We start from the raw sequence: 12,719 nt of genomic DNA, 5'->3' as shown, positions 1-12,719 counted from the left end.
GGGCCATGAAAACATTCGCGAGTGCATGTGTTCTGACTGTACTTATCGCTCTTCCGGCGTGGTCGGCCACCATTATCAACAAGGACGCCGACGCCGCCGTGCTTGTCGTCGTTGAGGGGGAAAACCGCATGGAGGTGGCAATCGGCGCCGGCGGCACGGAATCGATCTGCCCCAGCGGTTGTTTCATCACGACGCCCAGCGGCGACCGCATCGGTCTGCAAGGCGATGAGACCATCGAGATCGTCAAAGGTTCGGCCGTGGTCAAGTAATACCGGGCTGCTTGGCGATTGCTAACCCGGCAACGGTCATCGAAGAGGCTGGTTCGGAGCTGAAAACGACGCGTTGCACACCCGATCTTTGTCGCGTAAATGACGTTGAAAGGCGGTTTCGTGCCGTCTTTCTTTTTGGCTGAAGGTGATTGTGTATTTCAGCAAGCAATTAACGACTGCGAAAACCTTTCTGCGTAGCTTGGGCCTCGGGGACAATCTTTTCAGATAGGCGATCTATGTCATTTTTCGGCGTGTCCGGAATGTACTATTCCGGTGAATCCTTGCAGCAGCATCGTATTGTGCTTGCCGAAGATTCCAATCTCTTCTCCGCTATGGTCTCCAAGAGGCTGAAGGAGCTTCTCGACATCGACGTGATCGTCTGCCGCGATTATGACGATCTCCAGTTCTCGGTCGAGAACGCATCCTTTCCGGCAAAGCTTGCCATCTCCAACATCAATCTTCCCGGTGCCGAGAACGGCGAGGCTCTGTCCTATCTCATCGACATGAGCGTGCCGACGATCGTCTTCACCGGCACCTTCCAGGAAAGCACACGCGAGACGATCCTGGCCAAGGACATCGTCGATTATGTCATCAAGGACAGTGTTTTTGCCGTCGACATGCTGGCCGAATCCGTCTGCCGGTTTCTCACCAACCACCAGCACCACGTGCTGATCGTCGATGACAGCCCAACGGCGCGCGCTCTGCTGACGACGCAGCTGAAGCGCTACAACTTCCGCACCAGTTCGGCCGAAAGCGGGGCTGCGGCCCTTGAGTTGCTGAAGAAGCACCCGGATATCGGCCTGGTGATCACCGACTACAACATGCCCGACATTGACGGCTTTGAATTGACCCGCCGTATCCGCGGCGCCTATGGTCCGCATCAGTTGCGCATTATCGGCGTGTCATCGTCTGCCAATCGGCTTTTGTCTGCACGGTTCCTGAAGGCGGGCGGCAACGATTTCATGCTGCGGCCCTTCGTCAATGAAGAGTTTTACTGCCGCGTGAACCAAAATCTGGATACTCTGACCAAAATTCAGACTTTGGGTGCAAAAATTTCAAAAAAAGCATGAGATTGCAATCGGTATTGCTAATTTAGAAGGTTTTACTGTCGAAAACATGATGATTTTGCGTTTACAGCGCCAATTCTAAATCATTCGACGTGATGATTTAACCAATTTGCAATTGCAAACCGGTTGAATGCAGCGACGGGGACAAAGGGTCTTGCTCTTCTTCGATCAGGGCAGCTATCCGCATAAAGATAATATCTGAGAGCCAGCGTTCGCCATCGGAAACGCCTGCGGCTCACTATGGGATTGAAGGAACGTGAGCTTTCGCAGGGCGCCGGGGCGGGGAAACCATATACAGAAGCATTCTGGTAAACGAATGCTTCTCGTTGAGGATTCCCGTATGTTTGCAACGGTCCTGAAACATGGTCTGGAGACTGCGCACGGCGTCGATGTCACGCATTGCGCCTCTCTGACGGCGCTTCGAAACATGGTCGAAACCGGAGGCGGTGAATTCTCGGTTGCGGTCCTTGATCTCAATCTGCCGGATGCGCCGAACTGCGAGGCGCTTGATTATGTGATTGCGCAAAACATTGCCGCCATCGTCTTCACCGGCTCCTTCAACAGCAGAACCCGCGAGGATATCCTGTCTCGCAACGTCGTCGATTGCGTCATCAAGAGCCAGCCGGATTCGATCAGTCACGTGATCTCCGTCGTCGATCGCGCGCTGACCAATGTCAGAACGAATGTGCTTCTGGTCGATTCCGATGAAATCTCGCGTGCGGCGCTGCTGAAGCTTCTTCGCCACCAGCAGTTTCATGTCACGCAGGCTGGCGGAGGGGCCGAGGCCTTGCATTTGCTGGACGCCAGCGATGCCTTCGATCTCGTTATCACCGACGTCGCCCTTTCCGATATGTCCGCCTATACGCTGCTTACCGAAATCCGCCAGCGGCATGGGGAGGATGCGCTCAGCGTGATTGCGCTCGCGGAGACCGCCGACCGGCAGCATGCGGCACGGTTCCTTCAAAGCGGCGGCACGGAGTTCATCCAGAAGCCGTTTCTGGTGGAGGAATTCAACAGTCGGGTGTTCCAGGTCGCAAGCATCCAGAAACGCATCCAGGCGCTGCACGGGATCGCTGCGCGCGATTATCTCACCGATATCTACAACAGGCGCTATTTCTTCCAATATGGGCCGCGGCTTGTCGAGCAATGTTTGCGCCGGGGCGAGACCACCTCGATTGCCATCCTTGACATCGATCATTTCAAGCGGCTGAACGACACCTATGGACACGAGGTCGGCGATCTCGTGTTGAAAGCCGTTGCAGCGCGTCTGCGCACGCTGGTCGGAGAAGAACATCTGCTTGCCCGTCTGGGCGGCGAAGAGTTCGGCGTGCTTTTCAACGGGCTCGATGTGGCTGCTGCCAACGATTTCTGCGAAACATTGCGGCTCGATCTCGCGCGCGCCAAGGTAACCGCCGACGATGAGGAACTGTCGGTCACGGTATCGATCGGTCTTGCGACGATCGAAGGTCTTGAAACCTTCGAGAACTACCTGAACGCCGCCGACCAGTTTCTCTATATGGCGAAATATGACGGCCGGAACCGGGTTGTGTCGGAACTGACCCTGCTGAAGTCCATGGCGTCGTAGCGGGAGAGAACGGCGGCGGGATATTGCCCGCGCCGCCGTCTCCAACCCGTTAGTTCGATCTACCGCGCGGCCTGCAGCGTCAGCTTGCGTTCGGCACGCTCCTGCTGGGGCGAGCGGTTATAGAGTTCGCGATAACACTTCGAGAAGTGCGAGGCGGAGACGAAGCCGCAGGCAACCGCCACTTCGACGACCGGCATGGCCGATTGCACAAGCAGATGCCGTGCGCGGTCGAGCCGGATTTCCAGATAGTAGCGGGCAGGGGAACGACCCATTTCCTGGCGGAACAGGCGCTCGATCTGGCGGCGCGAGAGACCGGCGCTATCGGCGATTTCCAGCAGCGACAAGGGCTCGGAAAGGTTGCCCTCCATCAACTCGATGATCGAAAGCACCTTGGCGTTCTGTACGCCGAGGCGGGCGCGAAGCGGCAGGCGCTGGCGATCGTGCGGTCCGCGAACGCGGTCCGTCAGGGCCTGTTCGCAAACGCGGTTGACAAGGTTCTCGCCAAAATCCTGGTCGATCAGATTGAGCATCATGTCGAGCGAGGCCGTGCCGCCGGCGCAGGTGTAGATATTGCTGTCGATCTCGTAGAGGTCGGCATAGACATCGACCTGCGGAAAGGCCTCGGCGAAACCGGGCAGGTTCTCCCAGTGGATCGCGCAGCGCTTGCCCGTCAGCAGACCGGCAGACGCCAGCACATGGGCGCCCGTACAGAGACTGCCGACGGAGACGCCGCGATTGTAGACTTCGCGCAGCCAGGCATTGACGGACTTGTTGTTGAAGTCCTCGACATAGATGCCGGAACAGACCAGCACCATAGAAGGGCGGTTCTCGCCGCCGAGAAACTTGCGTTCGTCGGCAAGCGAGGTGTTGACTTCCAGCCCGATGCCGCTTGACGACAGCACCTGCGTGCCGTCGGTCGAGGCCAGACGCCAGGTGTAGGCCTCATAGCCCAGCATGCGGTTGGCGATGCGAAGCGTTTCGATCGCCGCGGAAAACGGCAGCATGGAAAAGTTCGGCACGAGAAAGAAAACGAGAGATCGCTTTTTGGTCAGTGGCTTGTTCATCGAAGGGTCCCATGCGCCGCGGATGTCGCATTTGTCACGTGGAAAAGCGGCATCGAGCTTTTCTGATTGCGACATTGGCATGGACGCCAGCGACTGGGAAGAAATAAATCTTTGCGACGTGGGACGATGTGCTGCCGAAAGCGGCAATACTGTTAAAAATCGCGCATTATTTTTGCTGTAGGCGACAAAATTGTCGCATTTTCGTCTTGCTTCCCCGAGTTGCAGGGAGATTTTTTGACGCGTGAAGGGATGTGTGTTTGGCGGTTTGCGACGCGCCGGGCGTACCTCGGATGTGTCGGAAATAGACCATGCGGTATAAGCCGCAGTCGATGGAACGCCGCCGGGGCGCTGAAAAAGCAGAAAGGGCATTTCGCCATCATGGCCGAAATGCCCTTTCTACATGCTGTCGACGGTTTTTCGACACGGCGGACCGTCACCGGCCGTTGCGGGCACCGGTTCCGTCATCGCGCCGATGTGTCATCGTTGGCCATGCCGGCGGACGGAAAGCCGATATCCTTCAACGTGTCGTAGGAGAGGCCTTCGAGAGCACGCTCCGCACGGTGACGCTGCCACGATGCAACAGCACGTGCGCGCAGGCCGACAAGGGTCGAAGCGAAGAACGAATGCCTCGGCTCGGATGAATGTTCTAGACTGAAGAATGCCATTTTCTGGGTTCCTTTTGAGTGGGAGGCTTCAAAAGGTCGCGACCATGAGAGAGTAATGCCGCAAGGCTATTCATCATTCAAGCGAATATAATTGATCTCTTGCATCAATAATCATGATGCTTCCCGTGCTTGAAATGCCTTTGCCGCGCCGGCCGAAATTGTAGGGACCAACAAATTGAAATTCTCAATCCAAGAGATTGCGACGCTGAACATGTAGATTGGGATTTTCGGAATCGCGAAAAGCACCTCGCATTGCCGAAATCAATGGATTGCGGATGTGCTTCAGGCGACTTCCATTATCGCCGAGAGCTTCCGCCTGACGACGATTGCGATTTTATCCAAAAGATTGCGATTTTGTAGAAAGTGTGCACCCAGCTCCGCTGCTAACCCCAGAAAGCTTGATATCGCGGGCCGTGTGAGGAGGGTTGTTGCCCTTTCTCGGGGCTGTCAATCAAGATCGGAAGCGGGGCAGGGAGTTCCGGACCGACCACAATAGCCTCTCCTTGCGCTAACGAGGGGATGAATGCTGCCGCATCCCGATCCAAATCTCCACAAGCTCGTTCTATCGTCTCTCGATCCCGGTCGTTTGTTAGCCGATGGACGAACAGCGTGCCCAGCTGGCTGAGCACGTCGGATGGGACATCGCGAGGCCTCTGGGTGGCGATAGCTGTGGTTAGCCCATATTTGCGACCTTCCTTCGCTATGAGGCCGAAAGCATCAAGGGAAACCTGGTTCGCGTCATCGCCAATTGATCGACCAATAAATTGATGCGCTTCGTCGAGGAAGCAGACCAGTGGCTGGTTCTGGAAGGTGTTCTTGCGAGCGAGGCCGAGCAGGTACCGCCCGAGCGAGTTTAGCAGCAGCTCACGGGTGTTGTACTTGTAGCTAACATGCTCGAACGAAAGAACCAGGGCGTGCTGGTTCGGGTCTGCGATGAATTCATCGAGAACGGCACAAATGTCGACGCCATCGTCAGAAAAGAGGCATCGCATTTCCGGAGACGATAGGTAGTTCTCAATGCGCACGTTAAGCGAGTTGCAGTTGCCGAGAAGGAAATCATCGTGTTGCCCGTAGTTGCCCATCTCATCATTGGTGTATTGCTTGACGCATTCTTCCCGTATCTGGTCAGAGAGCAGCCTGACGTCAAAATCGCAATGGTGTGAATCCATTTCACTGGTAAGGGCAATAAGTGCGAGTGAGACCGCATTTCGGCTTTTCCCTGCTTTCCTAATGACGCCGCTTCTTCGGACCTCCACGAATGCATTTTCGGTGATGTAGAACTGTTGGTGGTCGCCCGCGACCTTCTCCATTCGATAGCGATAGGGCTCTTTACGCAGAGCGCTAACTAGCCTCAAACTTTTGATTGCACTCCTGAGGTTGGGGCCTTGAGCTTGCGCTGACGGCGTGAGAAGTGCGTATAGGTCGACTTCCGACAATTTTTTGTATGGGAAATGCGCGAGCGGTTGCTTCTCTGTCGCCTGAGAAAAAGAGAACTCGGTAGCCCCCGATACCTTGCCCTGGAACTCGCCGGTCGGGTCGAAGAGAATGCACTTCCCCTTCAGCCGTACTATTTCATTTAAAAGTTTGGATAGCGTCCAGCTTTTACCGCCACCCGTCGCACCGAATACTCCACAATGGCGTCCAAACAGCTTTTCGGGCGGCATGGCTATAAAGCTATCCGTGATCCCGGACAGGCGACCGAGGTTCACCAGAAGCCTCTCCGTTTGACCGGGCTCCAGTTCCCCTTGGAGAGCTTCCTGGATGGCCGTCGCCAGGGCGCTACCGTCAGCAAGAAACACCCCGTCGCCAACACGCGGCTTCACATTGATGCCGCGCGTGACCTTGTGGGTCGTTTTGCTGACGGTAGCTAAGAGCTGGGCGCGACCTTGGGGCTCAGCGATAACCTCGCTTTCCATCTGCCGTTCAAGGCCAGGCCTCTGACGGTCAGGAATAGCAACTTCGGTAATACGACCAAGGATACATTCCTTGTCGCAATCAATAAAGACAAAGTCACCTGTCGCACCTCGGGCCAACCCCCTCTGGCCACTCGCTGCCAATGCCAACGGCACGGTCAGCTCGATTGATGCGGCGGACACGCGGGTTACTGTGCCAAGCCGTTTGTCTTGATCGATGAGCGCGTTTACCGGATCAATCACGCTGGAAAATCCCTGATTTGGTCCAGACGCATCTGTAAGCGTTGTCGATCCGACTCTCCGGTGATCGTTGGCATGGCGTCCACTAAGTCTTCAAAACGACCATTAAGGACGGTAATGCGGGGGTCGCCCTCTCCGACTAGACGCATAATCCTTTTCTGATACTGCCGTTGGACACCGATTTCCAGATCGATCAGGTGGCCACCGGCCCCGATTGCATCAAGTCTGACCACCGGAACGAAAGACGGGTCTACAAGAATCAGCCGCAAGCTCAGGTTTGACTCCAATGCAGACCAGATTGGTGCGCTGATGTGATCGTCGGCAAAGCCGAACCCCGCAACAACCAGCGTCGTGTCAGGTTCTCGCAGGGCTGCCTGGAATGCGGCGAACATATCGAGATACGGCACCTCGAACGCCTCCTGATACTTCGTCGACCTCGGGTATATCAGTACCGGCTTTAATCCCTCGGTATCGTTGGCTTGGGAGCGTATGACGACACCATCTTGTTTCCGCCGCCAGTCAACTGACCCGTGAAGCTTATACAGGTGAAAAACGCCGTCGATATAATCCGCCTTTGTGCCCGATGTCGCCCTTCGCACAATGTCGTGCTGGAAGTAATCCCGGTTAAAACGTTGTTCGGCGCTGTGTGAGAAACCATCAATGAGGACAACCCCGATACGGGCGGCTGATTCTTCCAGGCACAGGTCATAGTTGGTGGTAAAAAGTCTTACGCGGGGCTTTTCGACCGCCCGCTTAGCCAATTTCTGAATTAGGGCTTTGTGAGCGGAGAGCACGGTTTCGTTGTCGACGAAGTCAACCCTCTGCAGAATCGCACTCTCGGCCTTATCGATAAACTGTTTTAAGACGGTGACAGGATCAGCCGAGCTGTCCGATGGCGCAACCTCACCAACGGGCTTCTGATTTTTCGCCCTAGCTTCCAGGAGTTCAAGCTTCATTTTACAAAGGCTTAGAAGGTTCTCGATGTCGCCAGCCTTATCTTCTTCGGGCAGCGAGCCGATGACATCAATCACCACGTTGTCGAAGTCATCGTGACCAAACAAATTTCCTTCGCAAACCTTGTCCCTCGCGGCATGCCACAAGTCGGCCATTCCAGGGGCTCGTTTGACGGTCGCGTTCTTTGCGCAAAAAGAAGCCCCCGAACCCAGCAAGGCTATCACGTTGGTAGAATGAAGCGCCTGGCTCAGTGTGTCCTCAACGCGCGTCTTAGCTCCGGCTATCCTCCTGCTCGAAGCATCATCTGGATCGGCGTCGCGGTCTTCCCAGGCAAGCCACTTCCCCTCTCGGGTAAGGAGACGTAAGTTGGCAGCCAATCCTGCCCTGTCCGACCAATAATCGCTCACGCCACCCCCGACTCGAAATTCTATAATAAGTTGAGGAGGAAGGTATCTGACGTGGTTGTTGATCCGCAACCCGACGGTCGGCCTACTCGGCACATATGGATGTCATCCAACGCGCTGACTTGATCGAATATCCGGCCTCGGGGAGCAAGGTTTTAGAACTTGCAGCACCCATGCTTCAGCGCTCAAACCCTTTTTGTGTTTCCGAAACCGGCATTCGGCCTAAGAGCCTTCTCAAGGAATCCTTTTAAATGGCGGAAAGGAATTCGATAAGGAAATACACCCGGCATTTGGAGGGAAAAATCCTAGCAATGCGCAAGAATTCCTTTGGGGAGCTGCCCGTCGTGGGAATTCTCGGTCGGCGGTAGTGAGGGAAATTCCTTTGTGGGTGGCCACCAGCACGCTTCGACACAGTGGCTTTTGAGCCAAAACCCACAGATGCTCAAGGAATTACAGAGTAAGGTGTCGCAGGCGAATTCCTCTGGAATGCCGTTATGTTGGAAATGTCAACATTTTAAGCGACCAAACGATTCACACGTTAATTTTAATAGAATTCCTTTAGAATTGACGCTCCTCTCTAGTTTTCCAATGTTTTCTTCTTGCGGGGCTTCCGAGTCCTAAATCGCTTGGTGCGCTCGACCGGCTCGGTAACCGGCTCACCTACTAGCCAATAGCCGTTGTCGTGATAGACAAAAGCGTCTTTTGCTTCCCACAGTATCTTCCCGATACGGTGGAGAGGACGCGGGGAGTCGATAACGAAGCCCGCAGCAGTCATTTTCTCAAGCAATTCCGCTCGACTAAGCGGATGCCCTGTCTCCTTCAATATCAGGTAGGCCTGTTGTCGAACTTGCCAGGCTTGCCCGTTTTTCCGCTCTGCATGCCGTTTTGCGAAGCCTTCAGGCACCTTTAAGGCTTCAGATGCGATTTCCTCTGCTTCTAGCTGCGTAGTTTGGATCAGCGTCAGCTGTCGTCTCGCCTCCCGGATTCGGCTGACGTCCTTCTCTCTTTCTCGGACCTGTAGAGTGAGCTTTTCGATCTCTTGTTTGAGAGCATCGATGTCGATCCCCTGACGGGTGATCTGCTCGTCAAGGGAGGCAAGTATCGCCCCAATCGCCTTATCCGGCTTTGAAGGACGGTTTTCAACCGAGGTCATCATGACCCTTCCATCTCAGATAGAATCGCTTTAAGCGTTCCATTCAGTTGCTGCTGGCCGATGTCTGAGTTCGTGCCAGCTGTATTAGTAAGCCTTAACACCAAGAGAACAGCCTGTCATCTGCGGACCCGAAAACATAGGGGCGCGGAGCGGAGTTCTTGTTTCCTATGCACAGGATTTTTTAAAAGGAGCTAGCATGGACGTCGATATTGAAAACGTTTCGACGACGGTTGAGGAACGGTCGGCAGGGACTATCGCCAGAATTCTGTGGGCCAGTGATGGGGGCCCCGTTCGCCGGATCATAAACGGGCGGCAAACCAAGCCCACTGGCACTTTTCCGTCAATCAAGGCCGGGATGACCATGCCTTGGGAGTCTCGCCTGGAACGTATAGCGTTTCAGATGGCCGATGCCTCCAGTCGCATCGATATGTGGCTGGCCCAGCCCCATCGGTTAGAAATGATGGTGCGCGGTCGGGGTGCTCCGCTCTTGTACTTCCCGGATATGATGCTGAAGGCCCGAACCTCTCTCGGTATTGACCTGCAAAGGGGGATGTCTTTCTCGGAGGCGGCCGCGAAACCTGTGGGAAGAGGCGCGAAGGAGCATTTGCAAACGATCATTCTTGAAATCAAGGAGGATGTTGATCCCCGCGATGGTGATGAGGCCTATCAGCAGAAGCTCGTTTTGGCGAAGGAGGTTTATCGCCGTCGCGGGTTCAAGTTCTTCGAGCTAAGGCGGAAGAAGCACTTCACCTATGAAGTGGTAGAGACCGTGAGGCGTTTGAATTTCGACAAATGGGTCGCGATTGATGCTTACGATGAGCATCTATGCCAGAACGAGTTCAAAAGTGACGGCCCAAAGCAGTATTGGCGGTTGGCGAAAGCGCTGGGCGACGGTCCCTTTGGTCGGGCGAAGCTTCATGCGCTGCATTCGCGCGGCTTCGTTTCGATTGACCTGAACACGGGTCTGAAGGGAAACACCAACGTATGGCTCCTTGAGCGGGAGGCCTGGCGGTGATTTTAGACCTTTCAAAAGGGGACCGGCTCCACTTCGTGGGGTCGGGAGCTGAAGTTCGAGGTGAGTTCGTTGTTGAGGGCGAGGGCTCAGCCGATCCACTCGAATTGAGGGCTGTCGCTACTGACAACCCTTATAAAATTGCCCGCATTGACTATGCCGTTTTGCAGGCCACTGGCGGCGTCATCCGTCTTGAGCGAGAAGGCGTGGTCACCGCGTTGATTACGGCGGCCGACATAAAGGTGTTGCAGGAGCCGCTAGACGCATCTCCCACGCCATCGCAGCTGAAGGCTTGGCAGATTCGCCGGAGAGATATTGAGAGAGCAGGGCGATTGCTCTTCTACGTTCGGTGCTACGACAATAGCCCTACGTTCGTCTCACGACAGACGAACAAACTCGATGCCTTCATTCTTAGTCGGTTTGATAAAGCCAAGGAGGCGGGTTGGAAGATAGCTCCTTCGGCCAGCGCCCTCCGAAAAGCGATTGCGAAGGGACTGCCAGGTAGACGATCTCTGGGTTTGTATCTGCGCAAGAAAGGCAGCGCTGTATCACGCTCCAAATGGGAAAAGTGGGTGTACGAGCTGGGTCAGCAGATGGTCGCCTACTATTGGGGCGACTGGAAGGTGAAGTTCATCGATGCCCATAAGTGGTTCGATGTTCGGTTTTACCAGAAAATCGACGCCCTGAAGGCCGAAATTGAGGCTGCCGGAGGCGAATTCGACGCCGCTCTTTTGGACGACGGTTCGTATGGGAACCTAACTCCTACTGTTTTGCCTTCGCCTGGGACAGCCAAGTGGATCGAACCCCCGGTAAATCAAACCTTGACCAACTGGATTTACGCGGCGCGATCCCATGCCACCGTCAAATCCAAATGGGGTATTGCACCGGCTAATCGCCAGCTGAGAGGGCGGGGCTCCAGTCTGAAGGCTGTCGCGCCGTTGGAGGTGCTCGTTTTAGATGCGACGGTGGGCGACATCTGGGCTGTCGAGGAAGTTCAGATCGATGGCAGCGTCAAAATTGTCCTCAAGCGCCCGTACATAGTGTGGGCGATGGACCTTTATTCCCGCATGGTCCTAGGGATGGTCATGACGTTTGAGCCGCCGAGCGTTGCGACACTGATGGCATGCCTTCGCGAAGTCATGAAGCCTAACGTAGAATTGATCCAGCGTTTCGGTGAGGCCAAAGGTGCAACAGATGGTTTCGGGCTCTGGCAGTGGCTGATCCTTGACAACGCTTTGGAAAACATCGGTGTCAGCTTGCAGCTGGTCGGTGATGTCGTGGGCTTCCAAGTTGATTACGCTCCGATACGGACACCAGAATACAAACCATGGATCGAGCGGCTTATCAGAACGATGAATTCGCATCTTCATTCGTTGCCCGGCGGCATCCCATATTCGCCTGATATTCTGCGAGCCAAGAAGCTCGACCCTCGGAAGGGCGCACAGCTTCGATTAAAAGATATTCGTGCACTTACAGATCATAAGATCATCGAATATCACCTTGACGAACATGACGGTATTGGGATGGCCCCCGCCCGTCGTTGGAGTGAAGGCCTGATCGAGTTTGGCCGTCGAACGATTGATGACGCCAGGGCGATGAACCTCATCCTGGGGCGCTACAAGAGCCGCACTTTGACTGCTTCCGGCATAGAGTTCGACGGTCACGTATTCCACGACCAGGCCATCACAACGATGTTGCTGAATGACTTGGCCCGCCGAAATCGGGAGCGTGGAGATGGAGACCAGTCAGCCACGTTTCGAGTGCATTTCTTTTACGACCCGATGAACGTGACTTCGATATCGGTGATCAACGAGTACACCAAAGAAATCGTTGAACTGCCCAACAGTGATGAGTTTTATGCCGCCACCGTTGTTTCGTTTGCATTCGCGGCTGGGGAAAGGGCGAAACAAGCATTGGCCAATAAGGTTTTTCATTCGCGCGAAGAAAGAGCCCGTTTTCGTGCGGAGTACGAGCGCGAGCTTGCGGCCAAACTTGCCACCGACACCCATGGCGAGGGCAAGCGGACGATTCGGACCATCCATGGCGGCCCGGTGTTGGAACTCCAATTGGTCCCTGGTGACAGGATTGTGGATGACCTGATCGATCCGTCGATCTCGGGAATGCCGAAAGCTCGCAACGTTCCCATCAAGATGGCGCTTCGCTCCAAAACGGGCGACCTGATAATTCCAAAAGGTCGTAAACCATCAACGAAATCTAAAAATCCCGCGAAAACTGCGCAGGTGAAGGCGGCAAACGACGCTGGCAAAGCGCAAGTGGAGGAGCCAGTCACCGCCTCTGCGACCGATACGACACTATCTGACAGCAATGCTGTTGATACCGAGGCAATGCTCGACGAACTCGACCGCCTTTACAATATCTAATTCCCAAACTCA

Annotated in this window: 11 protein-coding genes; 6 read left to right on the top strand and 5 right to left on the bottom strand. The window is 55.0% G+C overall.

From position 1 onward, the window contains the following. Positions 1–5 precede the first annotated feature (5 nt). The 3 genes from J2Z75_RS03965 (at position 6) to J2Z75_RS03955 (ending at position 2,921) form a co-directional block, all read left to right on the top strand. Positions 6–269, top strand: coding sequence for a hypothetical protein (locus J2Z75_RS03965; RefSeq protein WP_209848788.1), 264 nt, complete (start codon positions 6–8; stop codon positions 267–269). A gap of 236 nt (positions 270–505) precedes the next feature. Then, positions 506–1,339 (top strand): response regulator, encoded by an 834-nt coding sequence (locus J2Z75_RS03960; protein ID WP_209847973.1) that lies wholly within the window; start codon positions 506–508, stop codon positions 1,337–1,339. 337 nt (positions 1,340–1,676) lie between these two features. Next, positions 1,677–2,921 (top strand): diguanylate cyclase, encoded by a 1,245-nt coding sequence (locus J2Z75_RS03955; RefSeq protein WP_209847971.1) that lies wholly within the window; start codon positions 1,677–1,679, stop codon positions 2,919–2,921. 59 nt (positions 2,922–2,980) lie between these two features. Here J2Z75_RS03955 and J2Z75_RS03950 read toward each other — a convergent pair whose 3' ends face one another. Then, a complete protein-coding gene (locus tag J2Z75_RS03950) occupies positions 2,981–3,985 on the bottom strand; it encodes a GlxA family transcriptional regulator (RefSeq protein ID WP_209847969.1) in 1,005 nt (334 codons plus the stop codon). Between J2Z75_RS03950 and J2Z75_RS03945 the strand changes: the two genes are divergently transcribed. Continuing rightward, entirely contained in the window at positions 3,924–4,166 is a 243-nt protein-coding gene (locus J2Z75_RS03945) for a hypothetical protein (RefSeq protein WP_209848873.1), read from the top strand. The two genes, J2Z75_RS03950 and J2Z75_RS03945, sit on opposite strands and share 62 nt — an antisense overlap. 280 nt (positions 4,167–4,446) lie before the next feature. Here the strand turns inward: J2Z75_RS03945 and J2Z75_RS03940 are convergent, their stop codons facing one another. From J2Z75_RS03940 to J2Z75_RS03925, 4 genes are all read right to left on the bottom strand, one after another. Beyond that, complete coding sequence (locus J2Z75_RS03940) at positions 4,447–4,650, bottom strand: hypothetical protein (protein ID WP_209847967.1); 204 nt, start codon at positions 4,648–4,650, stop codon at positions 4,447–4,449. A gap of 383 nt (positions 4,651–5,033) precedes the next feature. Further along, positions 5,034–6,806: an ATP-binding protein gene (locus tag J2Z75_RS03935; RefSeq protein ID WP_209847964.1), complete on the bottom strand. Its 1,773-nt coding sequence runs from the start codon at positions 6,804–6,806 to the stop codon at positions 5,034–5,036. Beyond that, the gene (locus tag J2Z75_RS03930) at positions 6,803–8,164 is read right to left on the bottom strand and encodes an SIR2 family protein (protein ID WP_209847962.1); all 1,362 of its coding nucleotides are present in this window, start codon (positions 8,162–8,164) and stop codon (positions 6,803–6,805) included. Before J2Z75_RS03930 ends, J2Z75_RS03935 begins: the two co-directional genes overlap by 4 nt. 574 nt (positions 8,165–8,738) lie before the next feature. Further along, positions 8,739–9,317 (bottom strand): hypothetical protein, encoded by a 579-nt coding sequence (locus J2Z75_RS03925; protein WP_209847959.1) that lies wholly within the window; start codon positions 9,315–9,317, stop codon positions 8,739–8,741. 193 nt (positions 9,318–9,510) lie between these two features. On the opposite strand from J2Z75_RS03925, the gene J2Z75_RS03920 reads away from it, so the two are divergent. Further along, a complete protein-coding gene (locus tag J2Z75_RS03920; protein ID WP_209847957.1) occupies positions 9,511–10,329 on the top strand; it encodes a hypothetical protein in 819 nt (272 codons plus the stop codon). After that, positions 10,326–12,707: a DDE-type integrase/transposase/recombinase gene (locus J2Z75_RS03915; RefSeq protein WP_209847954.1), complete on the top strand. Its 2,382-nt coding sequence runs from the start codon at positions 10,326–10,328 to the stop codon at positions 12,705–12,707. Before J2Z75_RS03920 ends, J2Z75_RS03915 begins: the two co-directional genes overlap by 4 nt. The last annotated feature ends 12 nt before the right edge of the window (positions 12,708–12,719 follow it).

The organism is Rhizobium herbae (assembly GCF_017873135.1).
Lineage (GTDB): Bacteria > Pseudomonadota > Alphaproteobacteria > Rhizobiales > Rhizobiaceae > Pararhizobium > Pararhizobium herbae.
Note: the sequence above shows the minus strand (reverse complement) of the source record. Positions and strands in the feature narration are given on the sequence as shown.